The organism is Tistrella sp., assembly GCF_002684955.1.
Taxonomy (GTDB): Bacteria; Pseudomonadota; Alphaproteobacteria; order Tistrellales; family Tistrellaceae; genus Tistrella; species Tistrella mobilis.
In genome coordinates, this window is record NZ_NYWI01000073.1 from 287,548 (window position 1) to 312,412 (window position 24,865).

Below are 24,865 nucleotides of genomic sequence, written 5' to 3' on the forward strand. Positions count from 1 at the left end.
CCATGGCCGTCGTCATCCGACCGCGCCCGCCTGCACCCGCACGCGCCATCGAACTCACCGCACTCCCCGGCATCGCCGGGGTGTTGCGGCGGCCGCATGTGCTGAACGCGCTGCGCGGCCTGACCGTCTTCCTGCTCGCCTCCGCCATCTGGTTCGGGCTGACCGACCCCGCCGGCAGCGGCGCCTTCACACTCGCATTGATGTGGGGAATCTTCTGGCCCTTTTTCACCAGCCTGGTCACCCCGACACTGGGGAACGCCTTCTGCTCGGTCTGCCCGCATGGCTTCATGGGCAAGTATCTGAGCCGGATCGGCCTGAAGCGGCATGCGCCGCGCTGGCTGATCCGGGCCAATATCGGCCTGGTGCTGGTGATGGTGACCTATTGGGCGGTCTCGTTCGCAGCGCCTGCCGCCTTCGCCCGCTCGGCCGACATCACCGCGGGCTTCTTCCTGGCCTATACCCTGCTTGCCGCCGCCAGCTTCCTCGTCTGGCGCGACATGGCCTATTGCCGCCATATCTGCCCGCTGGGCGGGGTACTCACCGCCTATGCCCGCGCCGGGTCGGCCTGGATCACCACCGAGGCCAAAAACTGCGCCACCTGCCGCAGCTTCGATTGCGCCCGCGCCTGTCCCCACCACCTCAGCCCGTTCCGCTTCGAGGAACGCAACGACATGGCCGACTGCACCCTCTGCATGGACTGCGCAACCGCCTGTACCTCGGTCAAGGTGGAACTGCGCCGTCCCGGTCATCAGCTGGCGCGGCCGGTGGCCCGGGATGACGGTCGCACCGCCCGGATCCTGCTCTGGCTGACGGCGGTTGCCGCGGTCGGCGTCCAGTTCCAGCACGGGCTGAACCACACCCCGCTTGCCGCCATGATGCCCTGGAACCTGGCCGGCGGGCTGCTGGCCGATCGGATCCCGATGCCGGCCTGGTTCCAGTGGTCGGGTCTGGTCGCGCTGCTGCTCGCCATCGCCCTCACCCTGGGGGCGGCGCGGACAGGCTGGGGCCTGGTCGCCCGTCTTGCCGGCCGCGATCGGGCAGAGGTTGCCGCGGTGCTGGGTCATGGTCTGGCGCCGCTCGCCTGCATTGCCATGCTCGCCCACGGCATCGTGTTCTTCCTGGCGGTCTATGCACCCAGGCTCTGGAACAGCGCCATTGCCGCCTATGGCCTGCCGGCTGCGGAGATCGGGCCGCTGGTCGCGCGCGGCACGCCCTGGCTCGGCATCTTCGACCTGCTGCCCTGGATCGCCATCCTCTGGTCCCTGCGGGTGATGCATCGCCGCACGGCGCTGGTGCTGCCCGCCGGCACACCCCGCGGCCGCCGTTTTCTCGCCACGACAGCCGCGGCGGCCCCCGTGCTGCTCTATGCGCTGGTGCTGGTGGTCAAGCTCTGGGCCGCCGCCCAGGGGATGCCGGCCGGCCATGTCCACTAATGTTCAGGCACCGGCGGCCGGCATCTGCCAGTCGCCGCGGGCCAGGCGCAGCGGCGACGGTGCCGTGTCCCGCGCCAGGCGATAGCGCACCTCGCGCCCGCGCCCGTCGAAGGCCACCCCCAGCCAGCGCGGCTCGGCCGCGCGGTACCAGAGCGTCATGGTCAGGTCGCCGGTCACGTCATAGGCGCGGGCGGCGATGCTGCCGCCATCGGGTGCCGGGCGCTCCACGCCGCCCCGATCGGTCACCGCCACATCCAGCAGCCGGCCGCGCTGCGTGTCCAGCCAGCGCGGCCGCGCCGGCGTCTCGGGATGCCAATAGCTGGTCGGGATCACGTCGGCCGGGGCCTCCGCCCGGCCGTCGGCGCCCTCCACCACGAAACTGTCGCCCTCTGCCCGCCCGTCGACCGCATAGGCCGTGCCGTCATCATCGGTGCGGGTCCGGATCGCGACCAGCCGGCCGCCGGCCCAGCTTTCGGTGTTGCGATGGGTGTAGCGATAGACCGTGATCGGCCCGAACGAGACCGCAAGATCGATCTCCACCGACACCGTCAGCCGGCCATCGGCCTCGGGCGTGAAGCGCAGCACGTGGCGGCCCATCGGGGCATCGCCCCGGAAGACGTCGAAGGCCAGCTCACCCGTCCCCGGGGCGGCAGCCGCCAGGGCCCGGCCAGCAAAAACCGGTGCCGCCAGCAGCAGCCCGCCCCCCAGCAGGCCGGCCACCACGGTCCGCCGGTCGACCCCGCCACGCCTCTGCCTGCAGGCGTCAGAGCAATAGCGCACCGCCTCCCAGTCGCGGGCCCATTTGCGCCGCCAGGCGAAGGGCCGCCCGCATGCCGCACACAGCCTGGTCGGCAGATCGGCCTTGCGTCGCATTTTCGGCATCGCATGTCTCCCGGGTGGTCAGGTCTCACAATTCGCGGTCTCCGCCCCATATACCGACGGCGGAAGCCAACGGATCACCCGTTCGGCATCTGTCGAGGGAGTAATCGTCCGTGACCTCAGCGCCGCCCCCTGCCTTCGAAGACCCGATCGGGCTTGCGATCATCGGTGCGGGCCTTGCCGGCATATCCGCCGGCCGGCTGGCCAGACGCCAGGGCGTCACGCCCCTGATCTTCGACAAGGGACGCGGCATCGGCGGCCGGCTCGCCACCCGCCGCGCCACGCTCGACGACGGCACGGTTCTCCGCTTCGACCACGGTGCCCAGTTCATGACCGCCCGCAGCCCCGCCCTGGTCGCCGCCATGGCCGGGGCCGAGGCCGCCAATCTGGCCCGCCGCCTGCCTGCTCCGCCGCTGCATGGCCCCTCCCGGCATGGCCAGCCGGCGGAAGCCGAACGCGACCAGCCCCGCTGGGTGGGCATGGGCGGCATGACGGCGATCGCGAAACATCTGGCCCAGGGTCTCGACATCCGCACCGGCACCCGCATCGGCGGGGTCGTCCGCACCGACCACGGCCTCTGGCGGCTGGAGGACGAAGACGGTCTGCCACTGGTCCATGCGCGCCAGCTGATCGTCACCGCCCCGCCCGAACAGACGCTGGACCTGCTGATCGATGTGCTGCTGCCGGAAGGCTGGCGCCGCCGCATCGCCTCGACCATCGTCGCCCCCTGCTGGGCCCTGATGCTGGCGGTGGACGAGACGCTGCCCCTGCCCGGCCCGCGCTGGCGGCCCGAGGACGAGGCGATCGCCTGGATCGGCGATCAGCGTGACCTGCCAGGCCGGCCATCCGCGCCACAGAGCCTGGTCGTCCACGCCACCCCGCATTGGAGCCGGGTTCATCTGGAAGAGACACCCGAAGTGGCCGCCGCAGCCCTGCTTCGCAACCTGGAACGCCTGGTCGGCCGGGCGATCACCCCGCGCCTGATCCAGGCCCATCGCTGGCGCTATGCTCTCGCAGAGGTGCCGCTTTGCTCACCTTGCCTGGCCGATCCCGGGACCGGGATCGCCATCGCCGGCGACTGGTGCATCGGCGGGCGTGCCGAGGCCGCGGTGGACAGCGGTCGCGCCGCAGCCCTGGCACTGATCGGCTGAGCAAGACCGGTCAGGCACCAAGGGTTTGTCACCAACACTTCATTTCTGATCCGAGGGTTGCGCGGCTAAGAATAGGGTTCACCCCCTCTGGTTGCGGTCGCAGATCCCGGCGACCGATCCCGCTTTGTGCCGGTGGCCCCCGCCCCATGTCCGTGCTCTACCAGTCCTCTTCCGACCTGCCCGACCTCGTCGCAGGCCTCTATGAGCGCCGGGCGCATGATCTGTATCTGGGCGAGCCGGTGACGGTCTACGAACATGCGGTGCAATCGGCAATGATCGCCGAGGCAGACGGCGCCGCACCGACGATGATCGCGGCCGCCCTGCTCCATGATGTGGGCCAGCTGATCCGCGGCGCCGCCGAGGACGCCCATCGCCTGGCGGATGACGAAGAGCATGCCCGGGTCGGCGGCGACTTCCTCGCCAGCTATTTCTTGCCCGAGGTGGCAGAGGCGGTGCGCCTGCATGTCCAGGCCAAGCGCTATCTGGCGGCATCGGATGCCGGCTATGCCGCGACACTGACCCCGGCCGCCCGGGTCGCCCTTTCGGCCGGCGGCGGTGCGATGTCCCAGGAAGAGGCGACGGTGTTCCGCATCCGCCGCCATGCCGATACCGCCCTCAGGCTCCGGCGCTATTGCGACCGGGCGAAGCAGCGTAATCTCGTGCTGCCCCGCTTCCGCAGCTTCGCCCGCCATGTGCTGGCGGCGTCGCGGCGCGACTGACGCCGCGCCGCTCGTTCCCTCGGTCATCTTCCGTCAGTAGTCATAGCTCCAGGTCGCACCCACGGAACTGCCGCCCTCGGCACCGACTTCGGTGTCGACCTTGATGTTGGGCAGCACCTCCAGCTCCACCGTCACGGCACTGCTGCCGGCCCCCTGCTCGACACCGACGAACAGATCGTCGCTCAGATATTTGCCGGCCCTGACCGAGGCGCCGGAGCCGGTATCGTCGGTGCCGACATCCAGCACGTCGAGCCCGAACAGGTCACGGGCAAAACCGGTGGGGTCGAATCCGCCGCCCCCGCCACCGGTCAGCGTCGCCAGCCCCTGCCCGACCCTGATCGCATCCACGGCCGAGAGTTTCGCCCCCGGCTTGCCGAAGAAGGCCCGGGCCAGGATCTCGTCCTGCGCCAGCGCCGGTTCGGAACTCAGCGTCAGCTGCGGTGCCGATGCCCGGCCGGTGACCTGCACGATGGCGGTGACATCGGCATTGGTCAGCGTCGCCTCGATATCGAGCCGCGGATCGATATCGGCCAGACCGTCGAAGGTAATGACACCCTTCGAGAAGGTCAGGGTCCGCCCGACCACATCGGCCTCGCCGCGCACCACGCTGAGTTCGCCGTTGATCACCGGTGTGCCGGTGGTGCCGCGCACCTTCAGATTGCCCTGCCATTCGGTGTCCAGCCCGCGGCCGCGCACGAAGATCCGCCCCGGCGCCCGGACATCGATGTTGAGCGCCAGCCCGCCCGATGCCTGCTGCTGCTGTTCGGGCGAGCCCGGATCCGCCACCACCCGGCCGTTCCTGACCTCGACCACGTCGATCGTGCGGATCGAGGGCCCGCCGCTGTCGATCAGCCGGACCTCTGCCTGACGCACCGTCACGGTCCCGCCAAGCTGCCCGTCGCCCAGGCCGCCGGTCATCGCCAGATTGCCGTCGAGCACCGCATCGACATCGTCGCGGCGTACCAGGCGAGCCTGGTCGATCTTCACCTTGATATCCATGCGCGGGTCGGCAAGGTCGTCCAGATTGACCGTACCGTTCACGGCAACCGTGCCGCTGCCGCCGTCGCGCGCATCCAGCTTCACCGCCAGGCAGCAGCGCCCCGAGACACCGATCTCGCCGGTGATGCCGGTCAGCAGCGTGCCCACATCCTGGTTCTCATAGGCCGCATCGGTCAGCCTGATGCCGCCTGCGACATCCGGATTGGCGACGGTGCCGTTCACGGTCATGTCGGCATCGATCCGCCCGGCGAAGCGCTGGCCGTCGATGCCGGCGGCCAGCGCCAGCCGGCCCAGATCGCCCTGCCATCGCAGCCGGCCCTCGACCGGCCCGGCGTCATCCAGCGCAATCTCCGTCGGCGCCCCGCGCCGGAAGGGCTGGAGCGGCACCCTGGCGGTGACCGTCAGCGGCTGTTCGCCCAGACCTGCGATCGCAAGGTCCAGATCCGCCGTCCGATCGCCGAGCGTCGCCTTCACGTCGCCCGAGATGATCGGCGTCTCCATGCCTTCGACCTCGGCATCGACCGGCAGGTCCCGGATGGTGAGCGTGACCGCACCCTCCCGCCCGCGGGGGCCCATGGCCAGATCGATCGTGCCGTCCAGCCGGCCGCCATTGCCGATCGGCGCCTGGAACCGGCGCAGCGGGTCGAGCGGCACCGCCGTCAGCCGGCCTTCGGCGGTCAGCCGATCCGGCGCCATCACGGCATCAAGCACGATGCGGCCGGCCTTGCCGATCCGCAATTCGGGCAGGTCGACGCGGGTCGCATCGGCAAGGCGCACCGTCGCCGGCGCACCCAGCCCCAGTTCTTCACCCACGGCCTGGCCCTTCAGCCGGTCGAGCGTCAGCACCATCGCCCCCTGCCGGTCGGTCGCCAGATTGCCGCTGGCATCCAGCGTCAGCCGGCCCTTGAAATTGCCGGTCGCCGCCAGATCGAACCCCGTCGCCGCCCCCTGGGGCGTGGCCGTGGCTTTCAGCGTGGCCAGCTGCACGGGGCCTGCGGTCACCCGCTCGGCCGCGATCGTCGCCCGGCCGCCCGGCCGGCCCTGGTCCAGCACCATATCGGCATCCAGCGTCAGCCGCTCGGCCGCGACACTGCCGGCCACCGACAGCGCCGCCGCCTCGCCATCGGCCTTCACCGTCTGGCGGCCGCGCCGGTCGGCGCCCAGATCGACATCCAGCGACAGCCGCCCGCCCATGTCGAGCCCGGCCAGCCGGCCGATCGGCGCCAGATCCGGCGCGTCGATGTCGAGCCGGCCGCGCACCAGCGCATCGGCGAGCGTCACCGCCGCCTGGCCGCGCGCCGTGGTGCCGGCGAAATCGAGGGTCAGCGCGCTCACATCCAGACGTTTGCCGCCATCGGCCGAAGCCGCCTCGGCCGTCAGCCTGAGCGGGCCTTCCGCCGTCTCCCCATCCAGTGCCACGCGACCGGTCGGAGCGGTGAGCAGATTGCGACCATCGAGACCGAGCGTCAGGCGCTGGACGTCGATCGAGCCCAGCCGGCCATCCGCCAGCCGCGCATTTACCCGCGCCGCCGGATCGGAAAGATTGCCGCCGAGCGCGATATCCGCCTCCAGCCGGCCCGCGGCCGGCGCGCCGACCGCATCCGCCAGCCGCCCCAGATCGCGCACCGCAAGGGTGAGCTTCGTGCCGTCAAGCCCGCCCGCAGCCCCCAGCGCCGCCCGTCCGGCGAGGCGGGTGGTGCCGGTTGCAAGCGACAGGTTCTCGGCCGTGACCCCGCCCTCGCCCGTGACGGTCACCCGGGTGGCGAGATCGATCCGCCCGGCCAGCGCCGCATCGGCCTCTGGAATGCCGAGTTGCATCGACCGGCCTTCAGCGGAGACATCCGCCACCAGACGGCTCGCCGGATTGCCGGTGACCGTCACATCGACGCCCAGCGTGCCGGCAAGCTGCGGCAGGCCGGCAAGGGTGGCGAGCCGGCTCAATTTTTCGGCCGACAGCCCCGCCTGGGCGTCGATGGTGCCACCATCCAGGGCGTAGCTGCCGGTGGCCGAAAGGTTGGCGGTGCCGATGTCGAGCAGTGCTGCATCGATCACCACCTTGTCCGCGGCACCGTCGAAACTGCCCCGGGTCTTGAGCGACAGAACCCCGTCGGCCGCCTCTGGCGGCAGACCCAGCGCCGCCGGGCGCGGCCCGTCGAGATCCAGATCCAGCGCCAGATCCAGATCGGCCGGCAGATCCTGGGCCGGGGCGCGGCCGGTCACCGCCGCGGTCAGCCGGGCGGCATTGGCGAAGGGCCCGCCATCGCCGATGCCCTGCAGCCGCGGCGCCGCCAGCGTCGCCGCCAGCCGGGCATCGACGGCGGGCCAGGTACCGTCGACATCCAGCGTCAGGGTCGCCGCCGACATCGCCGCCGGCTGCGCCAGCGCCAGAAGCGGCGCCGTGCCCGAGACATTGCCGGTCAGCCGCGCCTGCACCGCACCGGTGCCGGTATCCATCCCGGCCGTGCCCGAAAGGGTGATGCCGCCGGTCGAGAGCGCCAGCCGGTCGACGGTCAGCGTCTGGCCGTCCGGCTGCCGCGCCGACAGATCGAAGGAGAGCGGGGTTTCCGAGGCGAGCACCAGCGGCGGCACCGGTTGATCCGATGCGTCCCGCGCGAGGGATGCGCCACCCTCGACGGATGCGTCGCCCTCGACGGGTGCGTCATCCGCTGCGGGTGCGGCGGTATCGGCCCCGGCCAGCGCCCGGCCCATGCCTGCCCAGTCGAGTTCGCCCTGAAGCTGCAGCGAGGGATCGGGACGCAATGCCAATGCGATGCCGGTCTCGAGATCGGCCAAGCCCTGCACATCCGCCGTCAGCCGGCCGGTCCAGCCCTCCAGCGGGCCCGAGCCTTCAAGCCTGGCGGTGATCGGCGGCCGGCCGGGAAGATCCGCCATGGTCGCGACCAGCCCGCCTGCCGCCTCTTCGGCGACCAGATCGACATCCAGCGTGCCGGCCTTGAGATCGGTTTCGAGGGCAGCAGACACCCGTCCCGCCGGACCGTCCAGGCGATGGATGTCGAGCCTGGCCCACGAGGTATCGCCACGCCCGACCCGCGCGGCGCCATCGACCCCCAGCATGGCCGGCGCATCCAGGCCGGTCAGCCTCGGATCGAGTTCGAGCAGCGAAACGCTCAGCTGCCGGAGATCGAGTGTCAGCGGCGGCAGCATGCCCTCGTCGGGCAGGCGCACGGTCCGCGGATCGAAAGGCTCCGACGGTGGCGGCGGCGTGCCGTCATCGGGCGGCGGCGCAACCTTGATCCGTTCCGCCGCGATGGTCGCAATCTCGATGCGCCCGGCGAGCAGGGCCGAGGGCCGCCACGAGAAGGTGACGTCGTCGGCCACCAGCCAGGGATCGGCCGGATCGCCGATGCGGAGCCGCGGCAGATGCAGGCGGCCGAACAGGCTGCCCTCGATCGCCGGCAGATCAACCGGCCCCAGACCGGCCGCCTCGATCCCGTCACGGGCAAGCCCGGCGATGGTCCGGCGCCCCTGATCGCTGTCGGCCCAGATCGCCGCGCCGCCGATGCCGCCGGCCACAACCACCACAAGGCCCACCACCCCATAGCCCAGGATCTTCCGGATCCGGCCACGGCGCCGTTTCGCCCTGCCTTTGTCAGGTCCGGGCTTGGGTGGCTCGGCTCCGCCGCTGGAGGACGGGGTCGTCGGATCGGGTGCCCGTTCGGGCGTGTCACTGCTCACGTTTCGGTCTCACTCCGCCTCGGAAGGCCGCATCCGGGTCACCGGTCGGTCAGAATGCCTGTCCAAGGCTGATATAGATCTGATAGGGGTCGTCGGCATCCCGGCGGTCGAGCGGCAGGGCCACATCGAAGCGGAACGGACCGAGCGGCGTGTAATAGCGCAGACCCAGCCCGGCGCCGGTTCGCAGATTGGTCGACAGATCCGGCCAGGGCTCTTCCGAGATCTGGCCGGCTTCGATGAAGGGCACGACGGAAATGTCCTGGGTCACCGGCATACGCAGTTCGACCCCGGCTTCGGCCACCGACCGGCCGCCCAGCGGGTCGCCATTACCATCCAGCGGTCCCAGCATACGATAGCCATAGCCGCGCACCGACCCGCCGCCACCGGCATAGAAGCGCTTGTCCGCCGGCAGGGTTGCCGTTGCGGCACCGGCGACGGAGCCGATCCGCCCGCGGCCGGCCAGCACCCAGCGCCCCAGCTCGTCCAGCGGCACATAGATCGAGCCGTTGAGTTCGGCCCTGAGGAAGCTGATCGCCGCCCCCTCGATCGCACCGGTATAGGGGATCACCTCGCCCGAGATGCGATAGCCGCGGCGCGGGTCCAGCAGGCTGTCCGAGGCATCGCGCGACAGGGTCACCGGCACGCCCAGCAGATAGCTGGTCCGCTCGCCCTTCTCGTCGTCGAGGATCTTGTATTCCGGGGCGAGCGCCAGAGAGCCGCGCCAGCCGTCGCCCAGCGCCCGTTCCTGGCCGAAACGGGTCTCGATACCGGTCTGCTGGAAGGCGTCGGTGTCTTCGTTGATCAGCTTGACGGTACCGAAATTGAACCGGTCCTCGCGCGGGTGCGGCCGCTTGTAGTTCACGTCCAGTTCCTGAAGCACCGGCGAAATGTCGAGTTCGGTGCGCAGCTTGTCGCCACGGCCGGTCAGGTTGCGATGCTCCCAGAAGGCACGCAGTTCCGGCCCGACCGTCGTCGAATAGCGCACGCCGGCACCGATGCTCCGCGGGGGGCCTTCGACCACCGTCAGTTTCACCGGCATGCTGCCGTCGGCCGGCGGGGTCTCGGGCGTCTCGATCACGGCCGAGGAGAACAGCCCCGTTGCCAGCAGGTCGGCGCGGAAGCTTTCGATCTTGCCGGCATCATAGGTGTCGCCGGGCTGCCAGGGGCGCTTGCCCTCCACCACCGTCGCCAGCACGTCTTCCAGCCCTTCGACGCTGGTATCGCCGAAGCGGGTGAAGGGGCCGCTGTCGATGTCGACCGTCACCGCCATGCTGCGGGTGTCATGGTCCACGACCGCGCGGCGGCCGGTCTGGCGGGCGAAGGGATAGCCGTTGGCGCCCAGCGTCGTCAGCAGGCGGCGCTCGCCGGCCACGATTTCCGCAGCCTCGGCGGCCGCCCCCATCGGCAGGCCCAGCGCCTTGGGCGTCATCTTTTCGGCATCGACCAGCGGCGGCTGACCGGCCGCCCAGTCGACCGTCCAGCCGGCCAGCTTGTAGCGTGGCCCCGGGCGCACCGTGATCTGCGCCGCCGGCGGCTCGGCATCGCGATCGATGCGCAGGCGCACCTCGCCATCGAAATAGCCGCGCGAGCGCAGGGCCTTCTGGAACAGCTCGACATCGCCCTGCCCGCGGCGGCGCAGCGCCGCCAGGCTCGGCGGCGGGCGATCCTCCAGCCGGCGCAGCTCCGACAGGCTGTCGAACAGCTCGTCCAGCGGCGCATCGGCAAGCTCGTCCACCTGCGGCTGGCTGCCGGTGACGCTGCCGGCGGCACCCTCCTTTTCCTCCCGGGCACGCTTCTCGGCCCGGGCCTCGGCCAGGCGCTGCTGTTCCGCCGCCTCTTCCGGATCCAGCCCCTCGACGGTGATCTGCGTCGTATAGGTCACCCCGCCCACGGTCGCGAAAAGCGGCTCGCCGCTTTCGGCCACCGGTTCCTCATCCACCAGACCAAGGCTGCGGCCGACATCATTAACGGTCCCGCATCCACCGAGCAGGGCTGCGGCAAACAGCGCCGGGACCAGCGGAAGACGGGAAGTGTGGGACGGGCCGATCTTGCGACATGGCACCTGTGAGAGGCCTCCGGATCAAGCTGCATCATGCGCGACGGGCGCCGCTTCACCTTAACGATCCCCGCCCCCGGACGGCAAGCCGGGCTCCCCCTTCGTGCCGTGACGAATTTTGGAACCGGCCCGATCAGGGGCGGGCCCGGCGTGCAAGTGGCATTGACGCCGGCACATATCGCGCGCAACGATCATCTCATGCGCTCACCGCAGAAATGAGCCGTTCACCTGTCCGGAGGATCATCCACGATGCTTGGCATCAAGCTCAGCGAGATCGAAACGTTCCTCGCGGTCGCCGAGGCGGGGTCGATCAACGGCGCCGCCCGTCGCATGCATCTGACACAGCCGGCCGTCACCCGGCAGATCCAGCGGCTGGAAGCGGAGCTGGGGTTGATTCTGCTCGACCGGCGCAGCAAACCCCCGACGCTGACCGCCGCCGGTCGCGATGCGATGGAGCATTGCCGCCGTGTGCTGAGTGCGGTGGAAGATCTGAAGGCGATGGGCATGGCCGAGGGCGCCACCGCCGGACGGCTCCGCCTCGGCTTTGCCCATGGCGTGGTCGATCTGGCCGTCACCCGGCCGATCGACGAGCTGCGCGCCGCCTTCCCGCTGGTCGCCCTGCAGATCGGCAGCGGCTGGACCGGGGAGTTGATCGATCAGGTCCGCGACGGCCGCCTGGATGCCGCCGTCGTGCTGATCGACCCCAACGAACACCCCCCGCAGGATATCGAAGGGGTGCGGGTCGGCTCCGAACCAGTCTGGATCGTGGGCTCCGCACGTGACGAAACCTCCTCTGGTCCGATTGCGCCCGAAGAGCTGGCCCGGGCAAGCTGGGTGCTCAACCCCGAAGGCTGCGGCTATCACATGGTGGTGCAGCGTCTGCTCGACCGGATGGGCGCGCGGCTGGAAGTTGCGGCCGAGGTTCTGGGGCCCGACATCCAGCTGTCGTTGATTGCCCGTGGCGTCGGGTTCGGGCTGGTGCCGGCCCGCCGGGTGATGCAGAGCGCCCAGGCCGGCGAGCTGCGGCGGATCGAGGTGCGGGGACTGGACCTGTCCCTTGCGGTCTGGGTGCTGCGGTCCTCTCTCGCCGGCCGGCTGACACCGGCCATCGATCATCTGGCAGGCTCGCTCGCCACCCTCTGGGCACCCGCCTCCACCCCGGCCGCGGCGGTCGCGGCCGTCTGAACCCGCTTGGGCGCCGTCGGCACCGCCTCGTCTTCCTCCACCGTATGGGCGATTGCCGCGGCAAGGGCACGGGAGATACAGGCATAGCCCAGCGCGTTCAGATGGAAGCGATCGGTGAACAGCAGATCCGGGGTCGGATGCGCGCGGTCTTCTTCCCAGGCGGTCATCAGCGCATAGCGGCTGTAGATCGGCGTATGGGTTTCATCCGCCACCTGATGCATCAGGGTGACGAAGGCGGCATAGGTCCTGGGATCCTTGGCCCCGGGATAGAGCTGCAGATCCATCAGCAGCGCATCGGCGCCACTCTCGCGGATCATCTCCAGCCCCTCGCGCAGCTGATCGGTGAACCGGGCGCGGTCGACCGCGCGCAGCGCATCATTGGTACCGGCCTGCCAGATGACGAGATCGGGATCGTTTTCGGCCAGCAGCTCGTCCAGCCGCGCCAGCTGGTCGGCTGCGATCTCGCCGCCGACACCGGCATTGATCACCCGGACGCGGCTCTCAGGGTAGCGGCGGGCCAGATCGCGCTCCAGCCGGAAGGGATAGCTCGCCTCGGGCCGCGGCGCGCCATAGCCCTGGGTTGACGAGGATCCGATGGCCAGCACCACCAGCGGCCGCCCCTCTTCCAGCTTCTCGTCCGTCACCGGCAGATCGCCCGCCAGATCCGGGCCGTCTTCCGGCACGCGGCAGACGCCGTCGATGCTGGTATCCAGGGCTAGGCCGAAGCTGCCGGCATCCTGTTCCGGCGCCGGCTTCGGTGTCACCGCTGCCTCGGCAGCCAGTGCCGCAGGCGGCACCGCCGCCAGCCCCGGCAGGAGCATGGCGGCGGTAACGGTCAGCGGGCGAAGGACGTGGTGCAGCAGGCGGGTCATGATCAGGCGCGGACGGGACCGAAGGCCTTGGTCGGTGGGACGGCTGCCGACGGCGCCGCAGGCGCGGTGCGGGCAGGAGTCACGGTCGTACGAGCGGGCGTGGCGGTGCGGGCAGACGTCTGGGCAGTGCTGCGCTTCAACCATTCGAGGCCCCCGGCAAGCAGGACGAGAATGACGAGACCGGCAGACACGAGTACCACATCGAGAACCACGCCACCACCCAGCGGAACCCGGACCAGCTGCGCCGCCACCGCCAGCAGAGAGCCGGTGGCGAAGACCGCCAGACCCTGGCGCCCCATCACCGCGAAGGGGTTGTTGGCCCCCAGATCCCGCAGCCAGCGGCCGGCCGGCGAATAGGCGACGACATAGACCAGGGCCAGCAGATGCAGAATGCGCGGCAGGGTGACGAAGGTCTTGTCCTGACCATAAAGGAAGAAGGGGATCGGCAGCATGTCGCGCGCGGGATAGAAGGCCGCCAGCTTCATCGCCAGCGCCAGCACCAGATAGGCCGCCGCCAGCCACCAGGCCCAGGCCCGGTAGGGCACCACCTGCGCCCGGCCCAGAATGCCGGCACCGACCACGAAACCGATCGCGAAGACGAACTGCCAGGCCAGGGGGTTGAAGAACCAGCCGCCGCCATTCGGCCATTGCGGGGCGTTCATGCCGGTCATGTTGGCGACCACCCAGACCGTGGCCGAGGCGACCAGCATGGCGCCGACGCTGGCCCGTGCGATCAGCATCATCACCGGCAGGGCCAGCATGAAGCAGATATACATCGGCAGGATGTTGAAGTAGCCGGGCTGGTGGCCCAGCGTCACCACCCCCATCAGGCCGGCCGCCGGGTCATTGAAGATCGGGCCCAGATTGATCCAGGAATACAGCTCCGGATCGGCGGTGGCGCCGGCCATCCAGGCCACCAGCGCCGCCACCACGGCGATGCAGAAGACATGGACCAGATAGAGGTCGAAACCGCGCTTCGCCGCCTTGGCGCTGGCCAGCCAGGGCCGATCTGCGGTGAACTTGCGGAAATAGGCGAGCGCCGCCGCCAACCCTGCCAGGAAGACGAAGATTTCGGTCGCATCCGCGAATCCGAAGTTACGGATCGTGATGTTTTCCAAAGGATTGCCCGGCACGTGATCGATGAAGATCATGGCCAGGGCAAGGCCCCGCACCGTATCGATCTCGTTCAGCCTGCCGCGCCGTGTGGCGTCCATCGGTCTCGTCCTTGGTGGTTGTGGCCCGCTGCTTTATCAGCAACACCATTGCAACGCACCAGCCTTCAACCGGTACAGGGGCATAATGTGGATCCCCCGCGTCAAAAGCGGGGCAGGCCCGTGGCGGCCGTGACCATCCTTCCCCGCCCCTGGGTCACCACCACAGGTCGAGCTGCTGCGATCCGGTAATGATCATTATGCCCATTATGCATTGGCGTCATGATCAGATCCGACATTATGATCTATCTGTGTTCCCGGTATGGTTGACTTTACCCGCCACACCGCCCTTCCCGGGGCGTTGTGGCGGGATTTTTCTTCCAGCCGAAACACAACCCTTACGATGGTTTATAAGCATATTTACGCGTGAGGTGCCCATGAGCCAGGATCCGACTGCCGCCCCGTCCGCCATCGGCCAGCCGCCCCAGTCACCTCAGATACGCGACACACGTCCCGGGCTCGACCGGACAGCCCGCCTCGTGCTCATTGCGGCCGCCGTGGTCGTGACCATTTCGATGGGCGTGCGCCAGGCATTCGGCGTCTTCCTTACCCCCGTCGTCGCCGAACTCGGCATCGGTCGCGAGGTCTTCGGCTTTGCGATCGCCGTGCAGAACCTGCTCTTCGGGCTGATGCAGCCCTTCATCGGCATGATCGCCGACCGGTTCGGCCCGTCGCGCGTGGTGCTGGCGGGCACCGCCGCCTATGTGGCGGGGCTGGTGCTCGCCGCCTCGACCGGTTCCCCCACCGGGCTGATGGTCACGCTGGGCGTGGCTGTGGGCTTCGGCCTGGCCGGCACCAGTTTCGTGGTGGTGCTGGGTGCAGTCGGCCGGGCCGTGCCGGAAGCGCGGCGGCCGCAATGCTTCGCCCTGGTCACCGCCGGCGGCTCTTTCGGCATGTTCGCGGTGGTCCCCGGCGCCTATGCCATGCTCGATGCCTTCGGCTGGCGGGATGCGATCCTGCTGCTCGCCATCGCCGCCAGCGCCATGGCCGCCTTCGGCTTCGCGCTCGACGGGGCACGCCGGCGCAAGCCGCAGGGCACCGCCGGGGTCGCGCCGGCCCCTGCCGCCCCGTCCGGTGCCGACACGCTGGGCAAGGCGCTTCACGAAGCCGCCCATAGCGGCAGCTTCTGGCTGCTGGCGCTCGGCTTCGGGGTCTGCGGCTTTCAGATCACCTTTATCGGCGTGCATCTGCCGGCCTATGTCGGCGATGTCGGCATCCCCGGCTGGGTGGCGGCCTGGGCGCTGGGGCTGATCGGGGCCTGTAACATCGTCGGCGCCTATGTGCTGGGCAGCCTGGGCGCCCACTTCCGTGGCCGCAACATGCTGGTCGCCATCTATACCCTGCGCATGATCTTCGTGACGGCGGTGGTCGTTCTGCCGCCCTCGGCACCGCTGATCCTGGCCTTTGCAGTTCTGTTCGGCTTCACCTGGCTCGGCACCATTCCGCTCACCAGCGGCATGGTGGCACGGATCTTCGGACCGCGTTACCTTTCAACCCTTTACGGTGTTGTCTTCCTGTCGCATCAGGTCGGCGCCTTCCTCGGCGCCTGGGGTGGCGGCTATGCCTACGACCTGCTCGGTTCCTACGATGCGGTCTGGACGGCGATGGCCGTCATCTCGGCGATTGCGGCCCTGCTGCACCTGCCCATTTCCGACCGGCCGGTGGTCCGGCAGCCGAAAGCCGCGTGAGCGGGGCGGCGATCCGGGCTATACTTTCCGGATATCCCGTTACGGAGGCGAACGTGATGAGCGAAATGCTGCCCGTCGACCGGATGCATATGAGGCATGCAGCGGCGGAGGACGAAGCAACCGACGGCGACCGGCCTTTGCCGGCCTGGACCATTCATGCCGCCGCGATCGGCATCGGCCTCGTGCTCGGGGCCGCCCTCTATGGCTGGGGCCGCTATTCCGGCGTCATCTCCATGGACTGGGTGGGCCTGCTCTGCGGCTGAGCCGCAAGGCCAGGCCCAGCCCCCATCCCTTGGGTCAGACCCTCTCGACAATCAGCGCGATGCCCTGGCCGATGCCGATGCACATCGACACCAGGGCGTAGCGCCCGCCGCGACGCTCCAGTTCGCGCAGCGCCGTCAGCGTGATCCGCGCGCCCGAAGCCCCCAGCGGATGGCCGACGGCGATCGCACCGCCATTGGGGTTCACGCGGGCATCGTCATAGGCCAGATCCAGCTGCTTCAGGCAGCCCAGCACCTGGGTCGCGAAGGCCTCGTTGATTTCGATCACATCCATATCGGCAAGCGAGAGCCCGGCGCGGGCCAGTGCCTTGCGTGCCGCCGGCACCGGACCCAGCCCCATCACCCGGGGCTCCACCCCGGCCACCGCCGCCGCCACGATCCGCGCCCGGGGCTTCAGGCCGAAACGGGCACCAGCCGCTTCGGTGCCCAGCAGCAGTGCTGCCGCACCGTCATTGATGCCCGAGGCATTACCCGCCGTCACCACGCCATCGGCCGCCAGCGGCCGTAGCTTCGTCAGCGCCGCCAGGGTGCTGTCGGGTCGCGGATGCTCGTCGGCCGTCACCTCCAGCGCCGGCGCCTTGCGGCCCTGGTCGACGGTGACGGCCGTGATCTCGCCCTCGAAGAAGCCGGCCGCGCGCGCCGCTTCATAGCTCGCCTGCGACCGCGCCGCGAAGGCGTCGCTCTCCTCGCGGCCGATGGCCAGGTCGCGGGCGATGTTGTCGGCGGTCTCGGGCATGGTGTCGCCGCCATAGGCCGCGATCACCTTCGGGTTCGGGAAGCGGGCGCCGATGGCGCTGTCATAGACCTTGAAATCGCGGCCAAAGGCCTGTTCCGATTTGGCGACCACGAAAGGCGCGCGGGTCATGCTTTCCACGCCGCCCGCGATCATCAGCTCGCCATCGCCCAGGCGGATGGCACGCGACGCATCGATCACCGCCGCCATGCCGCTGCCGCAGAGCCGGTTGACGGTCTGTGCCGCAACCTCGACCGGCAGCCCGCCCATCAGCGCGCCATGGCGGGCAACGTTGCGGGCATCCTCGCCCGCCTGGCAGGCACAGCCGGCGAGCACGTCCTCGATCGCGGTCGGATCAACGCCGGTCTTCGCCATCAGCGCCCGGATCACCTGGCCCAGCAGGTCGTCGGGGCGGATGCGTGACAGCACGCCGCCCTGGCGGCCGAAGGCGCTGCGCAGGCCGTCGAAGATGAAGGCGTCGGTGGTGGCGGTCATGGGAACGGTTCCTCCGGGCTTTTCTCTGGTCTTGTCTCAGGCTTCGTCGCGGGTCAGCGGCAGGCCCAGGCGGGCGCGGCGCGACAGCCAGGGGCTGGGCCGGTAGCGCGGATCGCCGGTCGCCGCCAGCAGCCCCTCCAGCACCGTCAGCACATGGGCAGCCCCCAGGCTATCGCCCAGGCGCAGCGGCCCCTTAGGATAGCCGAGGCCCAGTTCCACCGCGGGATCGATATCGGCCGGGGCGGCAATGCGCATCTGGGCGATCTCGCAGCCGACATTCACGATCTGGGCGGCGATGCGCTGGGCGACGAAACCGGCGCTGTCGCGAATCCGCGTCACCGGCACGCCGCCCTGCTCCAGCCGCACCGCCATGCCGGCGGCGAGCGCCGGATCGGTGGCGGGTGAGGTCATCAGGGTCAGCCGCCGCTCGAAGCCGAAAAGCGGGTCGATCGCCAGCGCCCGGGCCGGATCACCCCCCGCCTCCAGCGCCGCCGTGGTGCAGTCGGTTCCAAGCGGCAGCAGCAGGGCGATCGCGCCCTTGCCCGGCCGGTCGCCCGCATCCACCTCCATGCCGGCCCGCGCCACCAGCTCCTGCGCCGCCGCCCGCCAGGTCGGATCGGCGGCGGGCCCCACCCAGACCGGCCCGTCGACCGCGCGGCCGGCCAGCGGGTCGGGCTCGGGGTCCGGCTCGATCCGCGCGCGCCCGTTCTCGTAAGTATAGAAGCCAGCGCCGGATTTCCGCCCCAGCAGCCCGGACTCCATCCGGTTGCGGCCGATCGGCGACGGGCGGAAGCGCGGCTCCTGGAAGAACTGATTGTAGATCGATTCCATCACCGGCTGCGACACGTCGAGCCCGACCAGATCGAACAGCTCGAACGGCCCCATGCGGAACCCGGCCGCGTCGCGCATGATCCGGTCGATATCCACCGGCCGCGCCACCCCGTCCTGCAGGATGCGCAGCGCCTCCACCCCGAAACCGCGACCGGCATGATTGACCAGGAAGCCGGGGCTGTCGGTGACATTGGCCGGCAGATGGCCGGTACGGCCGGCCAGATCGGTCAGGGCCGCGGTCACCCAGGGGGCGGTGCGGGCCCCCGCCACCACCTCGACGATCTTCATCAGCGGCACGGGATTGAAGAAATGGAAGCCCGCCACGCGCTCGGGCACCGCGCAGGCCGCCGCGATCGCGGTCACCGACAGCGACGAGGTGTTGGAAGCCAGGATGCAGTCCGGCCCCACCGCCGGTTCCAGATCACGGAACAGCGTGCGCTTGACCTCCAGCGCCTCGACGATCGCCTCGACCACCAGATCGGCGCCTGCGAACGAGGCCGGAGCGGCCTCCACAACCTTCAGCCGACCCAGGGTTGCGTCGATGTGATCCTGGTCACACTGGCCCTTTGAAGCCTTGCGTGCCAGCATGTCGGCGATGAAGCCGCGCGCCGCATCGGCTGCGCCCGGCTTCGCATCGGCCAGGCGGACCTCGACCCCGGCTTCGGCCAGAACCTGGGCGATGCCGCGGCCCATGGATCCGGTGCCGATCACCCCGGCGATATCGATCCGGCGGGGGGCGGAAGTCTCGGTTCGGGCAGCGAAATCGGTCACGGGCGGGGTCCTCCGGCAGGCGCCGCCATGCGATTTCCGCAGGGCGGACTCATATTCCATCGCGTTGACGGGGAGGTTAGGCAGTGTCAGATTGGCCTGCAACCGCAATCCATCAGCATGCGCATCCGCGGAATTTGCCCGAGACCGAGCTTCGTCCGGACAATTTTCACGGGTAAACGACGGAGCGGCGGGGTATGAATTCCGGCAGACGATCGGAAGCGCCCCAGGGGAGGAAGTTGGGAGTACAGGCATGCGCAAACGTGCCGAGATCGAGCCCATTGCAGAGCTCGACCCGGAAGAAGCCGCCCGCGATCGGAATTTCGTGACGGCATTGGCCCGCGGGCTCGAGGTGCTGCGCGCCTTCCGCGTCGGCAACCAGCCCATGGGCAATCAGGAACTGGCCGAGATCACCGGCCTGCCCAAGCCCACGGTCTCGCGGCTCACCTATACGCTGACCAGGCTGGGCTATCTGTCCTATAACGAGCGGATCGGCAAGTATCGCCTGGGTTCGGCCGTGCTGACGCTGGGCTACAGCATGCTGGCCGGGTTGACGGTGCGCGACATCGCACGTCCCCTGCTGCAGGAGATCGCCGACTATTCCGGCGTGTCGGCAGCCTTGGGCGACCGCGACCGGCTGAACGTGCTCTATGTCGAATGCTGCCGGGCCGATACCGCGGTCACGCTGCGCCTCGACGTGGGTTCGCGGATCCCGATTGCGACCAGCGCCATCGGCCGCGCCTTCCTCGCCGGCCTGCCCGAGCAGGAGCGCGGCTTCCTGATGGAACACATCCAGCGCCGTTCCGGCGCCGAATGGCCCAAGATCAAGGAAGGTATCATGCAGGCGCTGGACGAGGTGAATGCCCGCGGCTTCTGCACCTCGATCGGCGAATGGACCACCGGTGTCAATGCCGTGGGCGTGCCGCTGCGCCGGCCCTCGGGCGGGCTGATGGCGATCAATTGCGGCGGCCCCAGTTTCATCGTCCATCGCGAGCGGATCGAGAAGGATATCGGCCCCCGTCTGGTGCGCATCGCCCAGCAGATCGAAGCCTCGCTGGTCCGCCGCTGACCGCCACCCCCCAAGGACCGACGCCCCCAGGAGTTGCAGACCCGACATGACCGGACGCCCCACCATCGTCTCGCCCGCCTCCCCACCCGATGCGGTAGAACTGGCCGCCATCCTGGCCGAGGGTGAGCCGCCGGGGGCCTATAACGGTCTGATCGGCACCAGGCTGGTCCGCTGGCAGCCCGATTACGCCGAGGTCTCGATCGAGCTCGGCCCTCAGCACCTGAACCGTGCCGGCGTGCCCCATGGCGGGGTGATCGCCTCGATGCTCGACAGCGCCTGCGGCTATGCCGGTAATTACTGCCCCGACCCCGCGCGGGCGCGCTATTGCGTCACCCTGTCGCTCACCATCGGCTTCATCTCCCAGACCCGCGGCAGGCTCCTCACCGCCCGCGGCCGGGTGATGGGCGGCGGCCGCAAGATCTTCATGGTCACGGGCGAAGTCACCGACGAGACCGGCGCGCTCATCGCCTCGGCCCAGGGCACCTTCCGCTATCGCGGCGGCAGCGAATCGCTCGAAGGCGTGCCGCGGGGCTGACCTTCAATGGCACGCACCCCATCTTCTGCTACGATGCGCCGGAGATGGAGGCTCTCATGCAAAACGTCGACCCGTTGGGCCTTGATATGCTCGACTTAGACGTTCTTCGCCGCAAGATCGCCGAAGCCGATGCCGACCCTCGGCCAGATCTTGACGAAGAAGACCTCGATCGTCATTTCGCGGTGCTGCTCCGGGAAGCACTGGCTGCTCGCAGGGCCTGAGTATTTCTATGCAGACCTGAATATTTCCCTGCATATTTGTCATCTCTGCTCAGACGATCCGTCTGACCGGCGCCCCATCCAGCCAGGCGGCCACCGCCTCGGCGGTCTGGCGATAGAAGATGCGGAAGTTTTCGGCCGTCACATAACCCAGATGCGGGGAGACCACCACCGTCGGCAGCTGCCGGAACGGATGGTCGGCGGGCAGCGGTTCCCGGTCGTAGACGTCGAGGCCCGCACCGGCCAGGCGGCCGGTCGAGAGGGCGTCGATCAGCGCCGCCTCGTCGACGATCGGCCCGCGCGAGGTGTTGATCAGCACCGCCCCCGGTTTCATCATCCCAAGCGCCGCCGCATCGACCAGCCGGCGCGACCGGTCGCCCAGCTTCAGATGGATGGTGACGATATCCGCCGTCGCCAGCAGATCCTCTTTCGAGACGCGTCGGGCCCCCACCTCGCGGCAGCGGGTATCGGTCAGATTAGGGCTCCAGGCCACGACCTTCATGCCGAAGGCCTGCGCCACCTCTGCCACCCGTCCGCCCAGCCGGCCAAGGCCCAGCACGCCCAGGGTCTTGCCCTCCAGCCCCCGTCCCATCACCGTCTGCCAGGGCTGCCCCGCCTTCATGCGGGCGCTTTCGGCGCCGGCCCCGCGCATCACCTCCAGGATCAACGCGAAGGTCAGCTCCACCGTGGGGGCCGCCAGGCCTTCGGTGCCGCAGACCGTGATGCCCTGTGCCCCGGCCGCCTCGGTGTCGATCGCGGCATTGTGCATGCCGGTGGTGACGATCAGGCGCAGATCCGGCAGCCGTTCCAGCACCCGTGCCGGCAGGGGCGTGCGCTCGCGCATCACGCAGACGATGTGGAACCCGGCGAGCGCCGCCACCACCGCCTCCTCGTCGGCAAAGCCGGTATGGAAGACCGTCAGCGCCACCCGGTCTTCCACCGCCGACCAGTCGGCGAAGCCGGTTGCGACATCGTGGTAATCGTCCAGGATCGCGCAGCGATACCGCATCGGTCTTCTCCTGCCTGCAAACGCCACGAACCGCCGCGGCACCGGCCGGCGGCGGTTCGACAGGGATGATACAGGAGATCGGGGCGGAAGGTTCCGGTCAGATGAACAGCTTGCGCAGCTGGCTTGAAATCACGTCCAGCAGGCTGACCATGACGATGATCATGATCATCACCGCACAGGTCTCGGCGAAATAGAAGCCGCGGATCGCTTCCCACAGCACCACGCCGATGCCGCCGGCACCGACCATGCCGACCACCGTGGCCGAGCGGACATTGCTTTCGAAACGGTAGAGCGAATACGACACCCAGAGCGGCAGAACCTGCGGGATCACGCCATAGATCACCTCGGCCAGCGGCCCGGCACCGGTGGCGCGAATGCCCTCCACCGGCCGCGGGTCGATCGCTTCCACGGCTTCCGAGAACAGCTTGGCCAGCACGCCGGTGGTGTGGACGAACAGCGCCAGCACGCCGGCGAAGGGGCCGAGGCCCACCGCCACCACGAACAGCATGGCGAAGACCATTTCGTTGATGGCGCGCAGCGCATCCATCATCCGCCGCACCGGCTGCACCACCCAGACCGGCGCCACGTTCGACGACGACAGGATGCCGAAGGGAATGGCAAAGACAACCGCCAGCACCGTGCCCCAGAGCGCCAGCTGAATGGTGACCAGCAGCTCGTCCAGATAGAAGCGCCACTGGTGGAAATTCGGCGGGAAGAACTCGGCTCCGAACACGCCCATATTGCCGGCATCGCGGAACAGGTCCAGCGGCCGCATCTCGGCGCCGTCCCAGGACCAGACCAGCACGGCGGCGAGCAGGCCATAGGTAACGTAGCGCAGCAGCGATCCCTTGAGGTCGCGCGGCGGCGTGATGCCGGGCGTGCGGGGCTGGGCAAGATCGGTCATGGCGGCCGGAACTTTCAGAGAAAACGACGTCGATGGTCGAGACTGGTCTGACATGAAGAACGACCGGCGGCGCGGGGAGCCGCCGGTCGCTTGAGGCCGATGGATCACGAAGCCTTGGCGGCCTTCTCGATCTCGGCGGCGCGCTTGTTCAGCGCGTCGAGCTGGGCGTCGATCTCGGCGATCTTCTTCGCCTTCTCGTCGGCGGCCATGGCCGTATCGGCCTCGAGCTTCGCCTTCGAGCGGAACAGCTCCAGCTGACGGATCGGGATCAGCTGGTCGTTGCTGCTCTTGCGGAACGGCGCCCAGGTCAGACCCTGCAGAACCGCCTTTTCCTTCTCGGCGTCCGGGCCCTCGACACCATAGGTCAGGAAGAAGCTCGCGATCTTCTCCTTGGCCTCGGCCGGCAGGCTGGTGCGCCACACGATCGGGTCCGCCGGGATCAGCGGCGACTTCCAGATCACCTTGATCTGCTTGGCCTTCTCGGGGAAGGTCTTCTCAAGGCGGGCCATGTTCTCGGTGTTGTTGGTCGCAACGTCGACCTGGCCGTTGGCAACCGCCAGCGCATTGGTCTCGTGGTTCGCCGCCAGCGTCCGCTTGAAGGCGGTGCGGGCATCGACATTGTTCTGGGCGAAGACGTAATAGCTCGGCACCAGGAAGCCCGAGGTCGAGTTGGGATCGCCGTTGCTGAAGGTCAGATCCTTGGCCTTGGCCAGCATGTCCTCGACCGAGTTCAGGTCGGTGCGGTCGGCCTGGGTGATCAGCAGCGACCAGTAGCCGGGCGAGCCGTCGGCCGCAACCGTCTGGGCGAAGATCTCGCCGCCGGCGCGGTCCACCGCTTCCATGGCCGACTTGTTGCCGTACCAGGCGACGTCGACCTTGTCGAAACGCATGCCCTGGATGATGCCGGCATAGTCAGGCGCAAAGAAGGCCTTCACCTCGACGCCCAGCTTGCGCGACATGTCGGCCAGGAACGGGTCCCACATGGTCTTCAGGTTCTGGGTCGACTCGGTCGAGATGATGCCGAAGTTGATCTCCTTCATCGAGGTGATCTTCATGTCTTCGGCAGCGGCGGCCGGCAGGGCCGAACCGACGGCGATGGCGGCCGCCACGGCCACCTGGGTCAGACGCTTCAGGAACATGGGGTGCATGCCTTCCATGGGGCGTGGGATGCGTGAGGCGGAAGCGTTGGGTGGCAGGGCGCGGCGTCAGACCGCCAGCGCCTGCCCCGCAGAAGCAGAGGCAGCGGCCGGTGCGGCGCGGTCGCGCACGGGCAGGCCGATATCCTCGATCTCGGTCCCGTAGAGACGGGCGAGCATGTCGTTGGTCAGCGCGGCAGACGGGCCGTCATAGACCAGCCTGCCCTTCGAAAGCGCGATCACCCGCGAGCAGTAGCGGAGCGCGTAATCCACCTGGTGCAGCGAGACCACGACGGTGGTGCCGTCCTCGGTGTTGATCCGGGCGAGCGTGTCCATCACCCGCCGGGCGCTTTCCGGGTCCAGAGACGCGATCGGCTCGTCGGCCATGATCACTTCGGCCTGCTGGACCAGCGCCCGGGCGATCGCCGCCCGCTGCTGCTGGCCGCCCGACAGGGTGGAGGCGCGGCGATGGGCCCATTCGGCGATGCCGACCCGCTCCAGCGCCGCCAGCGCCCGCATGCGGTCGTCGCGCCGGAAGCGCCCGGTGATCACCCGCCAGAGCGGCAGGTTGCCGAGCGTGCCGGTCAGCACATTGGTGATCACCGTCAGCCGGCCGACCAGGTTGAACTGCTGAAAGACCACGCCGATCCGGGCGCGGCGCCGGCGGATGTCGCGGGCGATGCGGCCGTTCTTCTGCACCGAACCGCCCAGCATGCGGATCTCGCCGCCTTCCGTGCGGTCCGAGGCGATCAGGCCCGAAAGATGGCGCATCAGCGTCGACTTGCCCGAGCCCGAGGCACCGATCAGGGCGACCATTTCGCCCCGGGCGACCTGGAAGCTCACGCCGTCCAGCGCACGATGGCCACGGAACGTCTTGGTCAGGCGCGCCACCTCGATGGCGGGTGCGCTGGCGCTGTCGGTCATCGCCGGTCGGTCCTTCCGAATGTCCTGCATCGGGGGGCAATGTCGCCTCGCGCAGGGGTACCCCCGTCGGAGA

The 24,865-nt window shown here is 69.3% G+C and carries 20 protein-coding genes and 1 pseudogene; 9 read left to right on the forward strand and 12 right to left on the reverse strand.

Translation table 11 applies throughout. The features are described 5' to 3' along the window. Positions 1–2: 2 nt before the first annotated feature. Positions 3–1,433 carry a 4Fe-4S binding protein gene (locus tag CMO28_RS24620; protein WP_296718463.1) on the forward strand — a complete coding sequence of 477 codons (1,431 nt, stop codon included), beginning with the start codon at positions 3–5 and terminating at the stop codon, positions 1,431–1,433. A gap of 3 nt (positions 1,434–1,436) precedes the next feature. Here CMO28_RS24620 and CMO28_RS24625 read toward each other — a convergent pair whose 3' ends face one another. Both CMO28_RS24625 and CMO28_RS29985 read right to left on the reverse strand, forming a co-directional pair. After that, the gene (locus CMO28_RS24625; protein ID WP_416370982.1) at positions 1,437–2,156 is read right to left on the reverse strand and encodes a DUF6134 family protein; all 720 of its coding nucleotides are present in this window, start codon (positions 2,154–2,156) and stop codon (positions 1,437–1,439) included. Between the two features lie 21 nt (positions 2,157–2,177). Then, a pseudogene (locus tag CMO28_RS29985) lies at positions 2,178–2,315 on the reverse strand (DUF2256 domain-containing protein); the annotation flags it as partial. Between the two features lie 110 nt (positions 2,316–2,425). On the opposite strand from CMO28_RS29985, the gene CMO28_RS24635 reads away from it, so the two are divergent. Both CMO28_RS24635 and CMO28_RS24640 read left to right on the forward strand, forming a co-directional pair. Next, positions 2,426–3,463, forward strand: coding sequence for an NAD(P)/FAD-dependent oxidoreductase (locus CMO28_RS24635; RefSeq protein ID WP_296718466.1), 1,038 nt, complete (start codon positions 2,426–2,428; stop codon positions 3,461–3,463). 146 nt (positions 3,464–3,609) lie between these two features. Continuing rightward, entirely contained in the window at positions 3,610–4,182 is a 573-nt protein-coding gene (locus CMO28_RS24640; RefSeq protein WP_062763835.1) for an HD domain-containing protein, read from the forward strand. Between the two features lie 33 nt (positions 4,183–4,215). On the opposite strand, the gene CMO28_RS24645 is transcribed toward CMO28_RS24640, so the two are convergent. Both CMO28_RS24645 and CMO28_RS24650 read right to left on the reverse strand, forming a co-directional pair. Further along, positions 4,216–8,877, reverse strand: coding sequence for a translocation/assembly module TamB domain-containing protein (locus CMO28_RS24645; protein ID WP_296718473.1), 4,662 nt, complete (start codon positions 8,875–8,877; stop codon positions 4,216–4,218). 49 nt (positions 8,878–8,926) lie between these two features. Further along, a complete protein-coding gene (locus tag CMO28_RS24650; protein ID WP_296718478.1) occupies positions 8,927–10,816 on the reverse strand; it encodes an autotransporter assembly complex protein TamA in 1,890 nt (629 codons plus the stop codon). A 366-nt stretch (positions 10,817–11,182) separates the two neighbouring features. On the opposite strand from CMO28_RS24650, the gene CMO28_RS24655 reads away from it, so the two are divergent. Next, a complete protein-coding gene (locus CMO28_RS24655) occupies positions 11,183–12,118 on the forward strand; it encodes a LysR family transcriptional regulator (RefSeq protein ID WP_062763838.1) in 936 nt (311 codons plus the stop codon). Here the strand turns inward: CMO28_RS24655 and CMO28_RS24660 are convergent. Both CMO28_RS24660 and CMO28_RS24665 read right to left on the reverse strand, forming a co-directional pair. Next, positions 12,046–12,990, reverse strand: coding sequence for an SGNH/GDSL hydrolase family protein (locus tag CMO28_RS24660; protein WP_296718488.1), 945 nt, complete (start codon positions 12,988–12,990; stop codon positions 12,046–12,048). The two genes, CMO28_RS24655 and CMO28_RS24660, sit on opposite strands and share 73 nt — an antisense overlap. Before the next feature lie 2 nt (positions 12,991–12,992). Continuing rightward, the gene (locus CMO28_RS24665; protein WP_296718491.1) at positions 12,993–14,204 is read right to left on the reverse strand and encodes an OpgC family protein; all 1,212 of its coding nucleotides are present in this window, start codon (positions 14,202–14,204) and stop codon (positions 12,993–12,995) included. A gap of 374 nt (positions 14,205–14,578) precedes the next feature. On the opposite strand from CMO28_RS24665, the gene CMO28_RS24670 reads away from it, so the two are divergent. Both CMO28_RS24670 and CMO28_RS24675 read left to right on the forward strand, forming a co-directional pair. Next, entirely contained in the window at positions 14,579–15,889 is a 1,311-nt protein-coding gene (locus tag CMO28_RS24670) for an MFS transporter (RefSeq protein ID WP_296718494.1), read from the forward strand. 56 nt (positions 15,890–15,945) lie between these two features. Then, positions 15,946–16,152 carry a hypothetical protein gene (locus tag CMO28_RS24675; RefSeq protein ID WP_296718497.1) on the forward strand — a complete coding sequence of 69 codons (207 nt, stop codon included), beginning with the start codon at positions 15,946–15,948 and terminating at the stop codon, positions 16,150–16,152. 34 nt (positions 16,153–16,186) lie between these two features. Here CMO28_RS24675 and CMO28_RS24680 read toward each other — a convergent pair whose 3' ends face one another. Together CMO28_RS24680 and CMO28_RS24685 are read right to left on the reverse strand one after the other, a co-directional pair. Next, a complete protein-coding gene (locus CMO28_RS24680) occupies positions 16,187–17,398 on the reverse strand; it encodes a 3-oxoadipyl-CoA thiolase (protein ID WP_296718499.1) in 1,212 nt (403 codons plus the stop codon). A gap of 36 nt (positions 17,399–17,434) precedes the next feature. After that, positions 17,435–19,000, reverse strand: coding sequence for a 3-hydroxyacyl-CoA dehydrogenase (locus tag CMO28_RS24685; RefSeq protein ID WP_296718501.1), 1,566 nt, complete (start codon positions 18,998–19,000; stop codon positions 17,435–17,437). Positions 19,001–19,250: 250 nt separating this feature from the next. Between CMO28_RS24685 and CMO28_RS24690 the strand changes: the two genes are divergently transcribed. The 3 genes from CMO28_RS24690 to CMO28_RS24700 are packed head-to-tail and all read left to right on the forward strand — an operon-like array spanning position 19,251 to position 20,822. Beyond that, the gene (locus CMO28_RS24690) at positions 19,251–20,066 is read left to right on the forward strand and encodes an IclR family transcriptional regulator (RefSeq protein WP_296718504.1); all 816 of its coding nucleotides are present in this window, start codon (positions 19,251–19,253) and stop codon (positions 20,064–20,066) included. 46 nt (positions 20,067–20,112) lie between these two features. Then, positions 20,113–20,601: a PaaI family thioesterase gene (locus tag CMO28_RS24695; RefSeq protein ID WP_296718507.1), complete on the forward strand. Its 489-nt coding sequence runs from the start codon at positions 20,113–20,115 to the stop codon at positions 20,599–20,601. A gap of 56 nt (positions 20,602–20,657) precedes the next feature. Continuing rightward, positions 20,658–20,822 (forward strand): hypothetical protein, encoded by a 165-nt coding sequence (locus CMO28_RS24700; protein WP_014745604.1) that lies wholly within the window; start codon positions 20,658–20,660, stop codon positions 20,820–20,822. Between the two features lie 49 nt (positions 20,823–20,871). Here the strand turns inward: CMO28_RS24700 and CMO28_RS24705 are convergent, their stop codons facing one another. The 4 genes from CMO28_RS24705 to phnC form a co-directional block, all read right to left on the reverse strand. Further along, the gene (locus CMO28_RS24705) at positions 20,872–21,828 is read right to left on the reverse strand and encodes a D-2-hydroxyacid dehydrogenase family protein (RefSeq protein WP_296718512.1); all 957 of its coding nucleotides are present in this window, start codon (positions 21,826–21,828) and stop codon (positions 20,872–20,874) included. A gap of 97 nt (positions 21,829–21,925) precedes the next feature. After that, a complete protein-coding gene (phnE, locus tag CMO28_RS24710; RefSeq protein WP_014745606.1) occupies positions 21,926–22,732 on the reverse strand; it encodes a phosphonate ABC transporter, permease protein PhnE in 807 nt (268 codons plus the stop codon). 104 nt (positions 22,733–22,836) lie between these two features. Continuing rightward, on the reverse strand, positions 22,837–23,871 hold the full coding sequence (gene phnD, locus CMO28_RS24715) for a phosphonate ABC transporter substrate-binding protein (protein WP_062762807.1): 1,035 nt from the start codon (positions 23,869–23,871) through the stop codon (positions 22,837–22,839). A gap of 66 nt (positions 23,872–23,937) precedes the next feature. Continuing rightward, positions 23,938–24,792 carry a phosphonate ABC transporter ATP-binding protein gene (gene phnC / locus CMO28_RS24720; protein WP_296718518.1) on the reverse strand — a complete coding sequence of 285 codons (855 nt, stop codon included), beginning with the start codon at positions 24,790–24,792 and terminating at the stop codon, positions 23,938–23,940. Positions 24,793–24,865 lie beyond the last annotated feature (73 nt).

What these genes read in the sequence shown, in the direction of transcription:
- CMO28_RS24620 (WP_296718463.1), top strand. Translation starts at nt 3, where the DNA reads ATGGCCGTCGTCATCCGACCGCGCCCGCCTGCACCCGCACGCGCCATC.
- CMO28_RS24640 (WP_062763835.1), top strand. Translation starts at nt 3,610, where the DNA reads ATGTCCGTGCTCTACCAGTCCTCTTCCGACCTGCCCGACCTCGTCGCA.
- CMO28_RS24655 (WP_062763838.1), top strand. Translation starts at nt 11,183, where the DNA reads ATGCTTGGCATCAAGCTCAGCGAGATCGAAACGTTCCTCGCGGTCGCC.
- CMO28_RS24660 (WP_296718488.1), bottom strand. Translation starts at nt 12,990, where the DNA reads ATGACCCGCCTGCTGCACCACGTCCTTCGCCCGCTGACCGTTACCGCC.
- CMO28_RS24665 (WP_296718491.1), bottom strand. Translation starts at nt 14,204, where the DNA reads ATGGACGCCACACGGCGCGGCAGGCTGAACGAGATCGATACGGTGCGG.
- CMO28_RS24670 (WP_296718494.1), top strand. Translation starts at nt 14,579, where the DNA reads ATGAGCCAGGATCCGACTGCCGCCCCGTCCGCCATCGGCCAGCCGCCC.
- CMO28_RS24675 (WP_296718497.1), top strand. Translation starts at nt 15,946, where the DNA reads ATGAGCGAAATGCTGCCCGTCGACCGGATGCATATGAGGCATGCAGCG.
- CMO28_RS24680 (WP_296718499.1), bottom strand. Translation starts at nt 17,398, where the DNA reads ATGACCGCCACCACCGACGCCTTCATCTTCGACGGCCTGCGCAGCGCC.
- CMO28_RS24690 (WP_296718504.1), top strand. Translation starts at nt 19,251, where the DNA reads ATGCGCAAACGTGCCGAGATCGAGCCCATTGCAGAGCTCGACCCGGAA.
- CMO28_RS24695 (WP_296718507.1), top strand. Translation starts at nt 20,113, where the DNA reads ATGACCGGACGCCCCACCATCGTCTCGCCCGCCTCCCCACCCGATGCG.
- CMO28_RS24700 (WP_014745604.1), top strand. Translation starts at nt 20,658, where the DNA reads ATGCAAAACGTCGACCCGTTGGGCCTTGATATGCTCGACTTAGACGTT.
- CMO28_RS24705 (WP_296718512.1), bottom strand. Translation starts at nt 21,828, where the DNA reads ATGCGGTATCGCTGCGCGATCCTGGACGATTACCACGATGTCGCAACC.
- phnE (WP_014745606.1), bottom strand. Translation starts at nt 22,732, where the DNA reads ATGACCGATCTTGCCCAGCCCCGCACGCCCGGCATCACGCCGCCGCGC.
- phnD (WP_062762807.1), bottom strand. Translation starts at nt 23,871, where the DNA reads ATGTTCCTGAAGCGTCTGACCCAGGTGGCCGTGGCGGCCGCCATCGCC.
- phnC (WP_296718518.1), bottom strand. Translation starts at nt 24,792, where the DNA reads ATGACCGACAGCGCCAGCGCACCCGCCATCGAGGTGGCGCGCCTGACC.